Source organism: Streptomyces sp. NPDC048192 (genome assembly GCF_043202415.1).
In the GTDB taxonomy this organism is placed as follows: domain Bacteria; phylum Actinomycetota; class Actinomycetes; order Streptomycetales; family Streptomycetaceae; genus Streptomyces.
In genome coordinates this window covers 408,047-425,032 of the sequence record NZ_JBIDAL010000007.1, presented here as the reverse complement: position 1 = coordinate 425,032, position 16,986 = coordinate 408,047, and the positions used below count along the sequence as shown (strand labels likewise).

The window sequence follows — 16,986 nt, the reverse complement described above, 5'->3', positions numbered from 1 at the left end:
GGGCGGTTCAAACCCCCCGGCCCGGGTTGTGCCCCCCACCACCCCCGCCCCCCCCCCGCGGGGGGGCCAGGCCCCCCCCTACCCGGGGGGGGCCGGCCCGCCCCCGGCGGCCCCCCACAACTGCATGCCGGCATAAGCCGGATGGCGAATTGCCGGTGTCTACCATCGATACCAGCGGCCCTTGCGGCCTGCGCCGTCCGCTGTCCGGACGACGAAGCCCAGCAGCCATACGATCAGCACGATCACCGCGATCCACCACAGCGCCTTCAGCGCGAAGCCCGCACCGAAGAGGATCAGGGCCAGCAGGAGAACCAGAAGCAGGGGAACCATCGTTATCAACCTCCTGGCCACCGGATGCCCTCACCTCATCCCTGCAAGCACACAAAACATGAGTTATTTCCGCAGGATGAGGGGCATACGCGCGCCACTCGATCTGCCCCCCGCTCGCGCATCAGCCGCGCGGGAAGCCGGCCCACGCGCTGATGGCGAAACCGTCGCCGTCCTGCCGTACCTCGGCGGCTCCGTGCCCCGGCCAGTGGGCCGGAATGACGAGTTCGCGCAGCTCGGCGGCGCGGGAGAGGTAGGAGGTGCGGGTGCGGGCCGCGAGTCGGGGGTCGTCGCAGAAGCAACTGCTCCACGCGGGTTCGAGGATCTGGACGGGACTGTGCAGCATGTCCCCGACGAGGACGGCCCGGTCGGTGCCCGAGCGCAGGGTCAGGACGGAGGAACCGGGTGTGTGGCCCGGTGCGGGCTCCAGCAGCAGGTTGTCGTCGATGCGGTGGGTGTCCTCCCACAGCACTGCCTGTCCGGCTCGGTGGACGGGCGTGATGCTGTCGCGGAAGACGAGCTTGCTGCCCTCCCAGCGCAGGCGCTCGTGCTCGTCGCGGGGCGCCCTGCCGCGCCGGGGGTTCTCCGGGTCGAAGTACAGGTAGTCGGCACGAGGAATGAGGTAGGTGGCGTTGGGGAAGGTGGGCACCCATTCGCCGTCGTGCAGTTGCGTGTTCCAGCCGACGTGGTCGTAGTGGATGTGCGTGTTGACGACGACGTCGACGTCCTCGGGCTCGGCGCCCGCCGCGCGCAGGCGGGCGAGGAAGTCCGTCTTCAGCCCGGCGAACAGCGGGATCTGCGGGCGCTCACGGTCGTTCCCGACCCCGGTGTCCACCAGGATGGTCCTGCCCTCGCTGCGCAGGACCCAGGTCTGGATGTGACAGCGGTAGGCGTCGTCGGCCGGAGTCCAGAAGTCGGGCGCCAGCCACTGCTGGTTGCGCCGCCAGGTGTCCTCGTCACTGTCCGGGATGATGAAGCGGGCGGTACGGACGGGGCCCGACCATTCGATGACCCGGGTGATGTCGACGTTGCCGAGGGTGATGGTGTCTGCGGGCATGACAGGTCCTTGAGGGGGGATACGGGGTACGTGATCGACACGGTGCCGTGCAAAGAGGGGGCGGGTGGTTCAGGCGGGCCTCGCCGGTGTGTCCGGTGCGGGCGCGTAGCGGGCCAGGAAGGTGCGTACGGCTTCCTCGATCACCACCTCCGCCGAGGGCTGACCGGCGATCTCCTCCTCGAAGGCCATGACCCTCGGCCAGACGAGGAACTCCTGGACTAGGCCCATGAACTGGCGGGCCGCGAGGTGGGTGTCCGGGCACCGCAGGCGGCCCGCGCGGACCAGCTCGTCCAGGCAGTCGGCGAACGCGGCCGCGATGGGCCCCTTGCCCAGCTGGTAGAACTCGTCGGCGATCCACGGCAGACGCCCTGACTCACTCACCACGAGCCGGGCGAACCGGATCTGGTCCGTCTCGGCGGCGAAGCGCTGGAGAGACCGGGCGAAGTCGCGGAGAACATCCTCGGCGCTCGCGCCGACCGGGCATTCGACGAGCCGTCGGTCCGGTCCGGCGAACGTCGACCAGTGGCGGCGCACCATCTCCCGGAAGACCGCCTCCTTCGACCCGAAACGGTTGTAGACGGTCTGCCGTGAGACTCCTGCGCGCTCGGCGATCCGCTCCAGGTTGACGCCGTCGTAGCGGTCGGCGAGGAAGAGTTCCTTCGCCGCCGCGAGGATCTTCTCCTCGGAGGCCGTTCTACGGCGCCTGCGTTCGCTGCGCCCGTCCCCGGGTCGGTCCGCGCCGAGTTGTTCGCTCATACCGCTCCGCTCCTCACTTGCACACCGGCTCCGCGCGCATGGCGTGCGCCGGCATCCAGGGCCTATTTCGACTTTACAGTCGAGTCTAATTAGCGGCAAGCGCGGACAGCGCGGACGCGGCCGCACACGAGCACCTCGATGAGCCGGGTGCTCGTGTGCTGTACGGCCGATTGCCCAGCGGGAGGTTCAGAAGACCTCGCGGACCTCCCATGGATCCTGGTCGGTCTCGCGCCCCAGTCCTGCGCATCCTTTGTCCGCCGACCGGGCCAGGGCCAGCAGGCCTTCGGGCACGCCCGCGATCTCGAAGGAGCGGCCGTCGGGACCCGCCTGGGCGTTGATCTCGAACCCGAGGTCGCCCAGGCTCTGAGCCAGCCTCATCCGTCCGAGAGCGCCGCACTCGCGGGTCATGCTCTGCTCCTGCAGCGCCTGGCTGTCCGGGCCGCGCAGGATTCCTGACTCGTCGAGCACGCCGACGAGGTAGCCGTGCACGTGCAGCAACGGCAGCGGCGCCTTCGACCAGGGTGGGCGCTGCCCGACTGCGTGCAGGGCCAGCGCGGCGGCGAGACCGTGGGCGGGGGCGATGTTGCCGATCACCGGCCTGGTGCCGGTCAGGTGCTGCAGGCTGGAGTAGGCGGCCTGCATGACCGCCCGTTCCAGGTCCTCGCGCAGGTCGGCGTCCGCCTGCGCCCACACCCAGGACACGGAGGCCGGCGCGACGAACGTCAGGTCGAACGCCTCGCCGTCCGCCCTGGCCGACGCCCCGCTGACCGCGGGTCGCCCCGCCACGGCGGCAGCGAGTTCTTCGACGGTCGCCTCGCTCCCCGACCGGAGCCCCAGGCCTGCCAGAGCCTCCGCCGAGCCGACCCACATCGTGTGCGACCGCAGGCCCAGCGGATCCTCCGATCCGGGGAACGCCGTTGGCGCCACTAACGGCTCCGCCGCCAACTCGGCCTCTTCAGCCGCCTTTCTCAACACACGAACCGTCAACACGTAGATCCCCTTCGGTAACAGCCTGATGGAGAGGTATCACGAAGGAGGACCGTGCAACGCCAACTCAGCGGCTTTCAGGCGTAGTACGGAGCGGACGGGATGCTCAGGCTGCTCGTCGGTGCCGGCTGCCGCACCCTTCTCATCCACGGACGAACGCGTTGGCGGCGGCACGCGGGCCTGGCCGGCCATATGGCTTACGGCCCGCTCGGATGCCATCGGCCCGGACGGGTTCGGCGGTGCCTGAGCGCAGGGCCGCGAAATGTGCACGGACGACCTGGCGCCTGCCTTGGCCCAACGGACGACCTGGCGCCTGCCTTGGCCCACCCCCCGCTGAGGGACGGGACAGACCTGCTCGCCGAGATTCCCCACCCGCCTGGCGCCGCCACGCACACCCTCCTCACGCGGCACTGATGCGGTGCGGCAGAATCGCGGGCGACTGGGCGGGCAACGGTGGGGGTGGGAACATGGGGCCTTTCGGGTCGCAAATCCGGCACAAGGGTATTCCGGACGAGCCGGCGCTACTGGCCGCGGCTGCTGAGAATCCCGGTGGGAGCGTCGCCGAGATCGATCCGACGTATCTCGACGACCCGAACGGCTACGTGCCTCCCGAGGCGATCCGCGGCGCGTGGTTGGTGGACAGCAGCGGGAAACTGACGGGTGAGTACCAGGAGAATCCCCGTCACGGGGTGCCGCAGGACGACTTCAGCAGACTCACCGATCCCGATCACTGGCTGGGCTGGCTCGGTGATGATCCCGCGACCGCCGTCCGGAAGGGTATCGAAGAGTCCTTGCGCGCCCAGGTGGCGGACGCGGTGCTGGAGTGGGTCAAGATCCTTGAAACGCCCCGGTTCCTCACCGGTGGGCGCCGGCATCCCCAGGACGAACAGCTCATGGTGGTCACCCGCGCGGCACTCGCCGCACCGTTCGCGTTGTCCGTGCGCACAACGCAGTACGGGCGTTCCATCCTCCTCGGGGTGTTCTCCTGGGCGGCGGTGAACCTCTCCACGCCCGAAGTCCGCAAGGATCGGTACTGGTTCGACCTGGGCGTCGGTCTTGAGTGGGCCGGTGAACAGCTTCAGCAGCGGATCTACGAGGTTGACGGTCCGCGCAGCTGAGCGCGCTTGCCGCAGGGGCAGTACGGCACCCTGCGCCCGCGTGGACGTACGGACGCAGGGGCGGGCGGAGGTGTGGGGCTCATGCAGCGGTAGCTGGCCGTACACCGGCGTACTCCCGTCGATCATATGAAGGCTCGCCCTTCGTTTTTGAAAGGGCGAACGGTGCGGAAATCGGAGGAGTGGAGGGCGAATCCGAGGAGGCTCCACCGTGCTCGAGGTCCATCAGCTGCTGGCCGACTGCCTCCGGGACGCGCGCGACACCCCGTTGGGATCAGTGCCGGTCGACGCGGGCGGGGCGGGCTACGAAGCGGCCCGGAGGACCTTTCTGACGGCCGGCCTGTCCGCCCTCCGCAGCGACCTGCCGGAGTCCGGCTGGGTCCAGGTCGGTCTCGCGCCGGGCCCGGCGGCTTGGCCGCGGGCGTACCGGGTCATCGCCGGCACGGCCCGCGAGCTGCTCGCCGCCGGTGCGGTGCGCTCGTTCTTCTTCATGCACAAACCGCCGGGGCTGCGGATCCGCTTCGAGGCCTCGACAGCGGCCGACGCCGGAATTCTGCGCGAGGAACTGCTCAGCCGGTTCGGGACGTCGGGCGCGGGGCCGCGGCCGCCGCTGTGCGGGGTGTACGAGCCCGAGACGTATCTCTTCGGCGGACCACTGTCCATGCGGTACGTGCACGAGTTGTTCACGGCGGACTCGCTCGCCTGGCTCGACCACCATCTCGGCGCCGTGGACGACCCGGCACGGCCGGTCGCCGACTGGCGGGTCTCCCTCGTGCTGCTGGACGGCCTGCTGAAGGGCCTGGCGGTCGTGGGGTGGGAGCATCGCGGGGTCTGGCAGGTGGTGCGCGACGAGGCCGGGCGCAGCCTTTCCGGGCGGGCCCTGGACGACGACGCCCGCCGCGCCGCTGCCGGCATCGCCGAGGCGTGGCGCGCCGGACGCGAGGGCCTGCTCGCGCCCGTGCCGCCGGAGCGGCGCGCGGTGGTGGAGGCACACGCGGACGCGGTACGCCGGGCCGCCGAGCGGTGGCGCAGCGGGTACTTCGAGTCAGGGAACGCCGTGCTCGGGCCCCGGCGCGCCGCCGCCCACCACGCCGTCTTCCACTGGAACCGGGGACGGCTCTCCCTGGCCCGCCAGTGCCTGCTCACCCAGGCCCTCGCCGATGACGGGAGGCTGCGGTGAGCGGGACCGCCCGGCTGGGCGGCACGGCACTGCTGCGCGTGGCCGGCATGCCGCTGGGCACATGGGCGGCGGCCGGCAACCCGCGGCTGTGCGCCCGGATCGCCGAGCAGGCCAGGCAGGAGGAGCGGCGGGCCGGACACGCCCGGGAGCTGGCCGGACGGCTGGGCGTCACCGTCGTACCGGACCCGGATCTTTCACCCGGTGACCGCCGGGCCGTGCTGGCCCTGCGCCGGCGGCTGCACTCCGGGGCGGCCCCCGGCCCGGCGGACTGCCGGCTGCTGGACCGCCTGCCCGCCGCGCGATCCCTTGCCGCCGAGGCCCTACGGCTGTGCCGCGAGGCCGAGTCGGCGGCGGCCGCCCTGCTGGAACTGGACCGTGCGGTGGCCGAGGAGCGCGAGCGGGTGGCGGCGCTGGGCTGGTCCCTGGTGTGCGAGGCACCGGTCATGCGCGCGGTCGTGGAGGAGGCGGAACCCGGGCTCACCGACGACGTGGCCCGGCGGCTGGCCTCCGGCGGCCGCTGGAGCGAGAAGCCGCTGCGCAAACGCGGGGCCTACCTGTGGCGTGCGCTGGGCCGGGCGGCGGCGAAGACGACCCCACGCGGGTGGGCCGGGCAGGTGGCCCTGCTGCCGGTCGGCCCGCCGGGCGACGACACGGGCGAGAACCGCGCGCCTTGGCTCATTCCGGACGGCACGGTCCTCGGCGCGGTGGCGGCCGAGGCCGTGGAGAACGTCCACCTGCTGCGGGCCCGGCTCGCCGGCACCGATCTGCGGGCCGTCGACCCCGCCACGCCGCTGGCTCCCGCACCGCTGCACTTCCTCCAGTCCACCCGCCCCGGAACCGGCACCGGTGTGCTGCGCTGCTGGGTCATCGACCCCGGTGAACGCGGCCGGATGCGGGAGGTCGTCCTGCGGCGCACCCGCCCCCTGGAGAGCGTGCTCGCCCTCCTGGCCGACGGGCCGCGGCCGTTGGGGGAGATCGAGGAGGCCCTGCTCGGCACGGAGGCCGTGCGGGCGGCCGCCGCCGGCCAGGCCGTACTGCGCGGCTTCCTCGCCCACCTGCTCGACCTCGGCGTCCTCCAGGTCTGCGCCGCCCCGCGCCGCCACACCGGGGGCTGGACCGGGCCCGAAGAGGTCCGTGCCCGGGGCACCCTTCCGCACCCGGCACCGGACGCCCCGGCCGCCGCACCCCACCACTGGTTCACCGACTCCTACCGGACTCTCGGCACCCCGGTCCCCGCAGCCGCCGCCGAACGTGTGCAGCATGCCCTCGGCATCGCCGCGCGGGTGGCCTGGCTGCGGGACGCCGACCGGTCGGCGGCGCCGGACGCACAGGACGCGCAGCCATGGGAGGGACGGCACTCGCTGCCGCCGGCCGACCGGCACCAGCACGCGCTGCCGCCGGAACTGGAGGCGCTCGGTGAAGAGCCCCGCCCGCTCGCCGACATCCTCGCGGAGTACCTGCCCGACGGCGCCCGGCCGCCGGGCCCGCCGCAGATCCGGCGTCGCTACACCGGCTGGCACCCTGCCAAGACCTCCGGCTCGGGGTACGCCGGGCTGCTGGCCCACCTGGCCGGGCACGCCGGTGACGAGCAGGTGGACCTGGACGACGGCCTGCTGGACGCGCTCGGGGCGCCCGCGGCCCGGGCGGCCCTGCCGGCCTGGCCCCTGGACTGCCTGTTACGCCCGCTGCAGGACCCCGGGCCGCTGGCGGTGCTGGAGACCGCCTCGCCCGCGGCCGTGCTGGACGCCCGGTTCGCCGCCGCGCTGGACACCCTGCACGGCGGCTACCCGAACGCCGACGGCTACCGGGCCTTCCTCGCGGGCGTGGAGCGGCTGTCGGGGGCCCGGTTCGTGGAGCTGCTCGTGCCACCGCTGGCCGAACGCGCCGCCAACGCCGTACGCCGTCCCGTCCTCACCGGCTGGTGGACGGGCGACCCGGACCCGGCGCCCTATCAGGGACCGGCCGGCCCGACAGCCCGCTACCTGCCGCCGGACCGCATCACCCTGCGGCGGGACGGCCACCAGGTCGTCGCCGAGACCGACGGACAGCGCCTGCTTCCCCTCCACCACGCCACCCGCACGCCGCTGCCCCCGTACGACGTCCTGCTGCGCCTGCTGCTGGCGGCCGGCCACCCCGCGGCCTCACGGGTCATCCGCCTGGACGGACTGACAGAGGCCTTCCCCGAGGCCCACCGGGTGCCCCGGGTGACGGTCGGCGGCACCCTGGTCGTCAGCCCGGCCGGCTGGCGGGTGTCCCGGGACCTGCTGTGGCGGTCCGGGGACAGCGACCTGGCCAAGATGCGCGCGCTCACCGGCCTGTGCCGCGCCGCCGGGCTCCCCCGCTTCGCGTTCGTCAGGGCTGCTCCGGGGGCGAGACCGGTGCCCGTCGACTTCACGGCGCTGACCGCCGTACCCCTGCTGGAGCGGCTGTGCGCGCACCAGCCCGGGGCCGATCTCCTGGTCGAGGAGATGCTGCCCGGCCCCGACGGCCTGCTGCTCCGTGACCCGCTGCACGGCGGCGCCGCCGTCGCCGCCCAGCTACTGCTCCGGCTTCCCACCGACCAGGGCGTCGAAGAACTCACGGCGCTCGCCGCCGCCGCGCTGCGCGGCGCACCCGACGTCCCCGGCGCGTCCTCCCCCAGCGGGCGGGCCGCCGGGGCGGTCCCCACCCATCACCGCTCCTGAAGGAGGAGAACCATGCCCGTATCCGCCGAATTCACCGACCTCGACGCCCTGATCGGCGACCTCGACGAGCGCATCACCGAGAGCGTTCTGCCGACGACGCAGGCCTACACCGAGGGGTGCAGCGGCCTGTGCACGATCATCGTCTGCAACACCGTGGTGATCTGCTGAGGTTCCCTCAGGCGGCTTGAGGGCTCAGCTCAGGCCACCTGGGGCTGGCGGCGGCGGAAACCCGGTGCCGCCACACCGGCGCCCTGCCCCTGGCACCAGGGCGGGGCGCCGGCCCGTCGTACCGCCGTCCGAAGGAGAGACGCATGCCGCGGAGCGTCGAAAGCCGCGGGCACACCGACACCGCCGTCCCCGTTCTCGCGGTCCGGCTCCTCGACGCCTGGGCCGCCCGGCCGCGCGAGAGTACGGCCGAGCACGTTTCCGATCCGGGCGTCCCCGTCCTGGCGGCCCTGGTGCACGGAACCGGTGTGCCCGGCGCCGATGAGTCGGCTGCCCGTGCCGTCGCCGTCTGGGCCCGCACCGCCGGCCGGGGGCCCGGGCACCGCGGTCTGTACGACGGGGGCCTCGCCGGAACCCTGGCCGGACTGCGCCTGGGCGCTCGGGTCCAGCCACGGCTGCACGCCGCCGCCGACCGGCTCCGCGACCACCTGGTACGCAGCGCCCCGGCGCGTCACCGGCGCAGCGAACAGGTCACCTTCCCGGACTACGACCTGATCGTCGGACCGTCCGGCATCCTGCTCGCCCTCTGCGCCGGAGCCCGCCCGGCACCGCACGAGATCGAGCCCTTCGCCCGGTACTTGGCCGCGCTGTGCGACGCCGACGACCTGCCGCGGCTGCGTACGGCGGGCTACGCGGGCCACCCGTACCTGGACTGGCTGGACGGCCGCATCAACACCGGCCTGGGACACGGCGTCGCCGGAGTCGCCGCAGCGCTCACCGCGGCGGTCCGCCGGCTGGGCCCGGACCCCGGACTGCTGCGCGCGCTGCGGCACGCGACCGGGTGGCTGACCCGGCAGTCGTTCGTCGACGACCGGGCCATCCGCACCTGGGACGGCGCCGGGCTCGACGGCCCGCCGCCCGCCGGAGCGCGGGCCCGTCAGGCCTGGTGCTACGGCACACCGGGCGTGTCCTGGGCGCTGTGGGACGCGGCGGACGCGACCGGCGACCAGGAGACGGCCGCATGGGCCGCGGCGGCCTTCACCACCCTCGCCGAACACTACGACGAGGGCTTCCACCTCTTCGGCGACCGGCCCGGCGATCTGCTGGGCCTGTGCCACGGGGCCGCGGGTGTGCTGGCGGTGGCCGACGCCTTCCACCGCCACGCCGCACTGCCCGCCGCGGCCGGCCTCAAGGCACGCCTGCTCACCCATGTGCAGGACCGCCTCCCCGCGGTGGAGGCGCTCGGCGAGGAGTGCATGGGACTGCTCGGCGGGGCGGCGGGCCCGCTGTGCGCCCTGCTCACCACTGTGCACGGCGCGTCACGCGCCTGGCTGCCCTGCCTGGCGCTCCGCTGAACTCCGATCCTCACTGCAAAGGCAGCTGCGTTCGGAACGGCTCGAAGCTCGGCCGGACGGGGCCGATCTCTCCGGCGGCGACCAGCTCTTCAAGGTCCTCCGGCTCCAGGTACTCCAGGGCTTCCGGGCCGAGGCCGTGGTACCGGTCCACGTCGAGCAGCCTCCGCACGAACGCGAGGGCGAAACCCGAGAAGGGGCCGTCGAAGGTGTCACAGCCCTCTTCGTGGGTCATCGTGACGATCTTCCACCGGTCCGGTTCCGGGTCGCAGAGCAGGAAGAAGTGCTCGTCACCACTGTGGTCATACCCCCACGAGATCAGCCCGCCGGGTTCGGGGTGAAAGGGGTACGGGACATGCTCGGAATCGCCGGTGCTCAGGACCCTGTTCCGCCGCTCGGTGAACGCCCCATCGCACAGCGGTCGTTGCCCGCGAGAATCGCCGTGGGCAAGGGCACTCCCACGGGCACGCTCGGCCAGCAGCGCCCGGCCGGCCTCGATGCCCGCGTCCTCGTCATGGGCACCCGGAGGACTACCTGAAGACGTTCTCGGACGCAGGCGTCGAGCTCACGGTCTGAACGTCAACGGCAATCCGCTGGATCCCGACCCCGTGGCCGGCCCCCGGCACGCCGCCGATCTGCGACGTGCCGTCAAGGTGGCGGGACTGCTCGGCGTGCGCCGTGTCGTCACCATGTCGGGCCTGCCCGCCGCGGAACCGGGCGGCACCGCACCCGCGTGGAACGTGAACCCGTGGCACAGCGCCTGTCTCGACTCCCTGGAGTACCAGTGGGACACGGTCGCCGTCCCCTTCTGGCGCGAGATCGAGGCGCTGGCGGCCACGCACGGGGTGAAGGTGTGCATCGAAATGCACCCGCACAGCCTGGTGTTCCATCCGGCGACCCTGAAGCGGCTCGTCGAGCGGGTCGAAGCGCGCACATCGGTGCCGAGATGGACCCCAGCCACCTCTTCTGGCAGGGCATCGACCCGGTGGCCGCGATCGAGGACCTGGGCCCGCTGGTGTTCCACGCGTCAGCCAAGGACGCACGGATCAACGAGCGCTGCCGGGTCAACGGCGTCCTCGACGACCGGTTCAGCCGGGTCACCGAGAACCCTGTCGGACTCGGCGGGCGCTGGACCCTCAACGCCTGGCCGAGCGAGTCGAGCTGGAACTTCGCCGCGGTCGGGCGCGGACATGACGAGACCTTCTGGCGGAGCTTCCTCGGCGCGCTGCGGAAGGTCGACCCCGGCATGGCCGTGAACATCGAGCACGAGGACGTGGAACTGGGGCAGTTGGAGGGGTTGGAGGTGGCCGCGCGAACCCTGCGGGCGGCGAACTCCTGAACGTGCCCGCATCCGCCTTCACCCGCTGCGGCCCGGCGGGTGAAGGCTCGCTCGGCGCATCTTTGACCACCCCATGCCTTTGATTAGCCGTCAATTAGCGCTTGTTGCCTTACTTTTCTTAGGAGAAGCAGCCTTCTGGGCAGTCCCTGTGAGCAAGGTTGGTTTTTTTATTGACAGCGGAAAAGAGTCACCCCTAGGTTTCCGGCCATGCGCAACGCATCCCCCGGTGCGTCAGTCGTCACGATGACCCCGGCCACTTCCCTGGTGTTCACCACCCTGCTCTCGCACGGTCCGCTCACCCGGGCCGAGGTGGGGCGGCGGACCGGGCTCTCTCCGGCAGCCGTCACCAAGGCGGTCCGTCCGCTGATGGAACTCGGCTACCTGGTCGAGGGCGTGGCCGAAGAGGCACGGCCCTCGGTGGGACGCCCGGCCGGCCTCGTCCGGGTGGACGGCGGCAGAGCGCTGTTCATCGGCATCAAGGTGACAGGCGACGAGATCATCGCCGTGCTGGCCGACCTGTGCTGCCGTGTCCGGCTGTCCCGGCACGTACGGCTCACGGGCCGCGAGCCGGAGGCCGTGCTCCCCGTCCTCTCCACGCTGGTACAGGAGTTGCTCACCGAGGCCGACGGATTCGGCGTCCGCGTACGGGGGCTGGGCATCGCGATCTCGGGGGACGTGGACCGCGGCGACGGTGTGGTCCGCTACTCCCCCTTCCTGGACTGGCGGGACGTACCCCTCGCCGAGATCGTCGGGATCGCTACGGGGCTGCCGGTCACGGTTGACAACGATGTCCGGGCTCTCACGGTCGCCGAGCACTGGTTCGGCGCCGGAGTCGGACTCTCCGACTTCGCCCTGGTCACCGTGGGCGCCGGCATCGGATGCGGCCTGGTGGTCCACGGGCGAGTGGTGTCCGGCGCGCACGGCGTGGCCGGTGAGATCGGGCACCTGGCACTGGACCCGCTCGGCCCGCTCTGCCACTGCGGCAACCGCGGGTGCGTGGAGGCGATCGCGGCGGACCCGGCGATACTCCGCGCAGTGCGTGCGGCCACCGGCAAGCAGGTGACCGATGCAGCCGGAGCCCTGGCCCTGGCCCACGGCGGAGACGCCCGTGCCCGAGCGGTCTACGCACGGGCCGGCGAGGCCATCGGCAAGGCCATCGGCTTCCTGGTGAACATCTTCGGTCCCGGGCGGGTGGTGATCTCCGGTGAGGGCCTGGCCGCCTACGACCTTTTCGCCGAGGGCATCCGGGACGCGTTCGCCGCGTCCGCCTTCGGCACCGCTTCGCAGTGCGACCTGGTGACACGTCCCCTCCCCTTCGAGGAGTGGGCGCGGGGGGCCGCGGCCACCGCGATCCAGTCCTTCATGGGATCGGACACCTACGTGGAGTGGCAATGACGCCTCCGCGCTTCGGCGACAACACGTCAGCGAACCGTGTCACCGAACGATTCCGTTCACCTCACCTCAGGAGGCGACCCATGCGGTCATCCCCGTACAGAGCCCTGCGCGGAGCCCTCCCCGGCTTCCCGCGCCGTACCCTCCGAGCGATACTCGTCCTGGCCGTCACGGCGGGAGCCGCCGCAGCGGTCCCTGCCGCAGGCCAGGCAGTGGCCGTCGCCTCCACGCCCACGACCGCAGCCGCTGCTTCCGCCGCGGACACGGCGGATACCACCTCCAGCGTTGCGGCCAAGCCGTACATGGGCTGGTCCAGCTGGAGCATGCAGTCCTCCCAGTACCCGGGCCTGAACCCGGACGGCAACTACAGCTACCTCACCGAGGCGAACGTCCTGAAGCAGGCGGACGCCCTCGCCGCCACGTTGAAGCCGTACGGGTACGACTATGTCAACATCGACGCCGGCTGGTGGATGGACAAGAACTGGACGTCCGAGTTCGACCAGTACGGCCGCCAGTCACCCGACCCGGTGCGGTTCCCCCACGGCATGAAGCCGGTCGCCGACCACATCCACTCCAAGGGCCTCAAGGCCGGCATCTACCTGCCCGTCGGCCTGGAGAAGGGCGCGTACGGCGACGGCAAGGTGCCGGTCCGGAACGCCCCCGGCTGCACCACGGCGGACATCGTCTACCCGGATCTGCGCACCACCAACGGCTGGGACAGCGCCTACAAGCTGGACTTCGACAACCCGTGCGCGCAGAAGTACATCGACTCGCAGGCACAGATGCTCGCGGACTGGGGCTACGACTTCCTCAAACTGGACGGCGTGGGCCCAGGCTCTTTCAAGTCCGGTGACAACTACAACAACGTCGCGGACGTGGCCGCCTGGCACAAGGCCATAGCGGCCACCGGCCGCCCGATCCACCTCGAACTCTCCTGGTCCCTCGACATCGGTCACGCCGCCGACTGGAAGAAGTACTCCAACGGCTGGCGCATCGACACCGACGTCGAGTGCTACTGCAACACCCTGGTCACCTGGGAGAACTCCGTCAACGACCGCTGGAACGACGCCCCCGCCTGGAGCCACGAGGCCGGCCCTGGCGGCTGGAACGACCTCGACGCGATCGACGTCGGCAACGGGGCGATGGACGGTCTCACCCAAGCCGAGCGGCAGAGCTACATGACCCTGTGGGCCATCAACAAGTCGCCGCTGTTCACCGGCGACGACCTCACCAAGCTGGACGGCTACGGACTCTCCCTGCTGACCAACCAGGAGGTCATCGGCGTCGACCAGGGCGACTCGCCCGTCGCCCGGCCCGTCACGCCCATGGGCGACCAGCAGGTCTGGGGAGCAAGGAACACCGACGGCACGTACACCGTCGCCCTGTTCAACCTCGGTGGTTCGCCGGCCTCCGTCACCGCCGACTGGGCGTCCTTCGGCTTCACCGGTGCGGCCTCCGTACGCGACCTGTGGAACCACCGCGACCTCGGCACATACAAGGACAGGATCACCGCGACGCTGCCCGAGCACGGCTCACGGCTGTTCACCGTCAAGCCCGGCGGCGCCCCGCTGCCGGTCACCCGCTACGAGGCCGAGTCCACGGACAACACCCTCACCGGCAACGCCTCTGTCGCCACCTGCGACTCCTGCTCCGGCGGGAAGAAGGTCGGCAACCTCTATCTCGACAGCAAACTGCAGTTCAACGACATCACGGTGAAGAAGGCCGGCATCTACACCGTCAACGTCTCCTATGTCAGCGGTGACCCCCGCTCGGTCACCGTCTACTCCAACAGCGGCAACGGCACCAGCCTGAGGTTCCCCTCCACGGGCGACTGGTCCACGGTCGACACCGTCAGCGTGCGGCTGGCCCTGAAGGCAGGCTCCAACACCATCACGTTCGACAGCGGCTGGGACTACTCCCCCGACATCGACCGGATCGACGTGCCCAAGTCCGCCTGACCCCGCTCGCGGGTCCCGGGAGACACGCCCCGGGGCCCGCGCCCTCTCGGCGTGGCTCCGCCCGCGGGTCCTCGCCTCGTGCAACGCACGACAGCACCGGTCCGTCAGCCCGCATGCGCCGTTCCCCCCGACATGGAGTGCACATCGTGGACATCGAACACACCGCGCACACCGCATCACGCGACAATCACCCGAGCCGCAGGGGCTTTCTCGCCCTCGCCGCCACCGCGGGCGCGGCCGCCGCCCTCGGCGGTCTGCCCTGCTTCACCGCGTCGGCGGCGCCCGCCCGCCCCGCCTCCTCGCCGCTGCTGTCCGCGGCCGCCGCCGCGAGGAACCAGCTGTGGTGGCAGGCTCCGGGCTCCGCCGGGTCCATGATCCAGCAGGGCCTGCCGGTGGGAAACGGGCGCCTCGGAGCGCTCGCGAGCAATGACCCCGCCCACGAGCTGCTGACGATCAGCGACGCCACCCTGTGGACCGGTGGCCGCAACGACACCCTGCAGAGCGACGGCCAGTTCCCGTACGGCCGGGACGACTTCGGCTCCCTGACCCTGCTGGCCCGGCTCACCGTCGACATCCCCGCGCACGACCTGGGCTCGGTCGACAACTACCGCCGTTCCCTCGACCTGGCCCAGGGCTTCGTCAGCGTCTCCTACGACCTGTCCGGCGTCACCTACCGGCGGCAGATCTTCGCCAGCCGCCCCGACGACGTCATCGTCCTGTACTTCTCCCAGCAGGGCGGCGGCTCCTACACCGGCACCGTGACCCTCGCCGGCACCCACGGCGAGACCACCCGGGCCGACGACGCCGGGCCCTCCACCTCGTTCGGCGCCTCCTTCTCCAACGGGCTGAAGTACGGCGCCGCCGTCACGGCCCGGAGCAGCAGCGGCACGATCGCCGTCGACGGTACGTCGATCTCCTTCAGCGGCTGCACGGACCTCACCGTCGTGGTCAGCGGCGGCACCGACTACGCGCCCGACGCGGCCGCCGGGTTCCGCGACCCGTCCCTGGACCCGGAGCGCCTGGCGCGGACCAAGGTCCGCGACGCCGCCGCCCACTCCGCGATCACCCTGCTTCACACGCATGTCGCCGACTTCCGCCCGGTGTTCGAGCAGTTGGACATCGACCTCGGCACGTCGTCCGCCGCGCAGCGCAGGCTGGACACCTGGCAACGGGTGCAGGCCCGCTATCGGGACGACGTGCCCGACCCCGAGCTCGAGGCCGCCTACCTGCAGTTCGGCCGCTACCTGATGATCTCCGGGTCGCGTGGCAGCAGCCTGCCCATGGGCCTGCAGGGCCCGTGGCTGGACGGCAACGACCCGGACTGGATGGGCGACTACCACACCGACATCAACGTCCAGATGAACTACTGGATGGCCGACCGAGCCGGCCTGTCCGGCTGCTTCGACGCCTTCGCGGACTACTGCCTCGCGCAGCTGCCCTCCTGGACCGACGTCACACAGCGGCTGTTCAACAGCCCGGCCAACCGATACCGCAACTCCAGCGGCAAGCTGGCCGGCTGGACCGTGGCCATCTCCACCAACCCCTACGGCGGTGGCGGCTGGTGGTGGCATCCGGCCGGCAACGCCTGGCTCTGCCAGAGCCTGTTCGAGCACTACGAGTACACCCAGGACCGCGCCTACCTCCAGAAGATCTACCCCCTGCTCAAGGGCGCCGTTCAGTTCTGGGAGGCCCGCCTCGTCACCACGACGGTCACCGACGCCTCCGGAACCTCGCGCGAGGTCCTCATCGCCGACAGCGACTGGTCGCCCGAGCAGGGTCCGCTCGACGCCAAGGGCATCACCTACGCCCAGGAACTGGTGTGGAACCTGTTCGGCAACTACCGCACCGCGACCCAGGTGCTGGGCACGGACACCTCCTACGGCACGACCGTCGACGCTCTGCGCGGGCGCCTGTATCTGCCCGTGGTCAGCCCCAAGACCGGCTGGCTGGAGGAGTGGATGTCACCCGACAACCTGGGTGAGACCACACACCGGCACCTCTCGCCGCTCATCGGCCTCTTCCCCGGCGACCGGATCCGCCCGGACGACTCCACCCCGAAGGACATCCTCGCCGGCGCGACCGCCCTGCTGACCGCCCGCGGTATGAACAGCTACGGCTGGTCCAACGCCTGGCGCAGCCTGTGCTGGTCACGGTTGAAGAACGCGGAGAACGCCTATCAGCTGGTCGTCAACAACCTCAAGCCGTCGGTGAACGGCAGCAACGGCACCGCGCCGAACCTCTTCGACATCATGGACATGGGACAGGGCCGCGGCATCTTCCAGATCGACGCCAACTTCGGCACCCCCTCCGCGATCGTCGAGATGCTCGTCTACTCACGTCCGGGCCACATCGAGCTGCTCCCCGCGCTGCCCGCCGCCTGGGCGGCATCCGGCTCGGTGTCCGGCGTCGGAGTCCGCGGCGGCTTCGTCGCCGACGTGAAGTGGAAGAACGGCAAGGTCACCCAGCTGACGCTGCGGAGCGTCGGCGGCCGGGACACGACCGTCCTCTCGGGCGGCGCCTCACGAAGGATCAGCCTCACGCCCGGTGAGTCCGTCACCCTGCGCGATGTCGGCTGAGGAACGCGGACCACGAGAAGAGTGGAGAGAACGCCGATGTCCCCGCACGAGAGAAGCACCACACCAGGTCGCCGGCACCGTCGCAGAACCCTGCTGTC

At 71.6% G+C, this 16,986-nt stretch carries 14 protein-coding genes and 2 pseudogenes; 10 read left to right on the top strand and 6 right to left on the bottom strand.

Translation table 11 applies throughout. The features are described from left to right. Positions 1-159: 159 nt before the first annotated feature. From ACGFZN_RS17775 to ACGFZN_RS17760, 4 genes are all read right to left on the bottom strand, one after another. The gene (locus ACGFZN_RS17775; RefSeq protein ID WP_360162700.1) at positions 160-330 is read right to left on the bottom strand and encodes a hydrophobic protein; all 171 of its coding nucleotides are present in this window, start codon (positions 328-330) and stop codon (positions 160-162) included. A 121-nt stretch (positions 331-451) separates the two neighbouring features. Next, entirely contained in the window at positions 452-1,384 is a 933-nt protein-coding gene (locus ACGFZN_RS17770) for an MBL fold metallo-hydrolase (RefSeq protein WP_393859382.1), read from the bottom strand. A 69-nt stretch (positions 1,385-1,453) separates the two neighbouring features. Further along, complete coding sequence (locus ACGFZN_RS17765) at positions 1,454-2,140, bottom strand: TetR/AcrR family transcriptional regulator (RefSeq protein ID WP_393859381.1); 687 nt, start codon at positions 2,138-2,140, stop codon at positions 1,454-1,456. A gap of 186 nt (positions 2,141-2,326) precedes the next feature. Beyond that, entirely contained in the window at positions 2,327-3,067 is a 741-nt protein-coding gene (locus tag ACGFZN_RS17760) for a relaxase domain-containing protein (RefSeq protein ID WP_393859380.1), read from the bottom strand. A gap of 527 nt (positions 3,068-3,594) precedes the next feature. Here ACGFZN_RS17760 and ACGFZN_RS17755 point away from each other — a divergent pair. From ACGFZN_RS17755 to ACGFZN_RS17735, 5 genes are all read left to right on the top strand, one after another. Next, positions 3,595-4,245, top strand: a complete 651-nt coding sequence (locus ACGFZN_RS17755) for a hypothetical protein (protein ID WP_393859379.1) — start codon at positions 3,595-3,597, stop codon at positions 4,243-4,245. Positions 4,246-4,453: 208 nt separating this feature from the next. After that, positions 4,454-5,422 carry a thiopeptide-type bacteriocin biosynthesis protein gene (locus ACGFZN_RS17750; RefSeq protein WP_393859378.1) on the top strand — a complete coding sequence of 323 codons (969 nt, stop codon included), beginning with the start codon at positions 4,454-4,456 and terminating at the stop codon, positions 5,420-5,422. Next, positions 5,419-8,106 carry a lantibiotic dehydratase gene (locus ACGFZN_RS17745; protein ID WP_393859377.1) on the top strand — a complete coding sequence of 896 codons (2,688 nt, stop codon included), beginning with the start codon at positions 5,419-5,421 and terminating at the stop codon, positions 8,104-8,106. The genes ACGFZN_RS17750 and ACGFZN_RS17745 overlap by 4 nt, the downstream gene beginning before the upstream one ends. A gap of 12 nt (positions 8,107-8,118) precedes the next feature. Continuing rightward, positions 8,119-8,274 carry a hypothetical protein gene (locus ACGFZN_RS17740; protein ID WP_393859376.1) on the top strand — a complete coding sequence of 52 codons (156 nt, stop codon included), beginning with the start codon at positions 8,119-8,121 and terminating at the stop codon, positions 8,272-8,274. Between the two features lie 143 nt (positions 8,275-8,417). Then, positions 8,418-9,626 (top strand): lanthionine synthetase LanC family protein, encoded by a 1,209-nt coding sequence (locus ACGFZN_RS17735; RefSeq protein WP_393859375.1) that lies wholly within the window; start codon positions 8,418-8,420, stop codon positions 9,624-9,626. Between the two features lie 10 nt (positions 9,627-9,636). Here ACGFZN_RS17735 and ACGFZN_RS17730 read toward each other — a convergent pair whose 3' ends face one another. Together ACGFZN_RS17730 and ACGFZN_RS17725 are read right to left on the bottom strand one after the other, a co-directional pair. Further along, positions 9,637-9,858, bottom strand: a complete 222-nt coding sequence (locus tag ACGFZN_RS17730; RefSeq protein WP_393859374.1) for a hypothetical protein — start codon at positions 9,856-9,858, stop codon at positions 9,637-9,639. 170 nt (positions 9,859-10,028) lie between these two features. Further along, a pseudogene (locus ACGFZN_RS17725) lies at positions 10,029-10,149 on the bottom strand (LacI family transcriptional regulator); the annotation flags it as partial. Here ACGFZN_RS17725 and ACGFZN_RS17720 point away from each other — a divergent pair. The 5 genes and pseudogenes from ACGFZN_RS17720 to ACGFZN_RS17700 all read left to right on the top strand — a co-directional run. Next, positions 10,121-10,495 (top strand): annotated as a pseudogene (locus ACGFZN_RS17720) (sugar phosphate isomerase/epimerase family protein); the annotation flags it as partial. The pseudogenes ACGFZN_RS17725 and ACGFZN_RS17720 overlap by 29 nt on opposite strands. A 74-nt stretch (positions 10,496-10,569) precedes the next feature. Further along, positions 10,570-10,962: a hypothetical protein gene (locus tag ACGFZN_RS17715; protein WP_393859449.1), complete on the top strand. Its 393-nt coding sequence runs from the start codon at positions 10,570-10,572 to the stop codon at positions 10,960-10,962. A gap of 207 nt (positions 10,963-11,169) precedes the next feature. Next, a complete protein-coding gene (locus ACGFZN_RS17710) occupies positions 11,170-12,357 on the top strand; it encodes an ROK family protein (protein WP_393859373.1) in 1,188 nt (395 codons plus the stop codon). A gap of 80 nt (positions 12,358-12,437) precedes the next feature. Further along, on the top strand, positions 12,438-14,312 hold the full coding sequence (locus tag ACGFZN_RS17705; protein WP_393859372.1) for an alpha-galactosidase D: 1,875 nt from the start codon (positions 12,438-12,440) through the stop codon (positions 14,310-14,312). 146 nt (positions 14,313-14,458) lie between these two features. Further along, entirely contained in the window at positions 14,459-16,888 is a 2,430-nt protein-coding gene (locus ACGFZN_RS17700; protein WP_393859371.1) for a glycoside hydrolase N-terminal domain-containing protein, read from the top strand. Positions 16,889-16,986 lie beyond the last annotated feature (98 nt).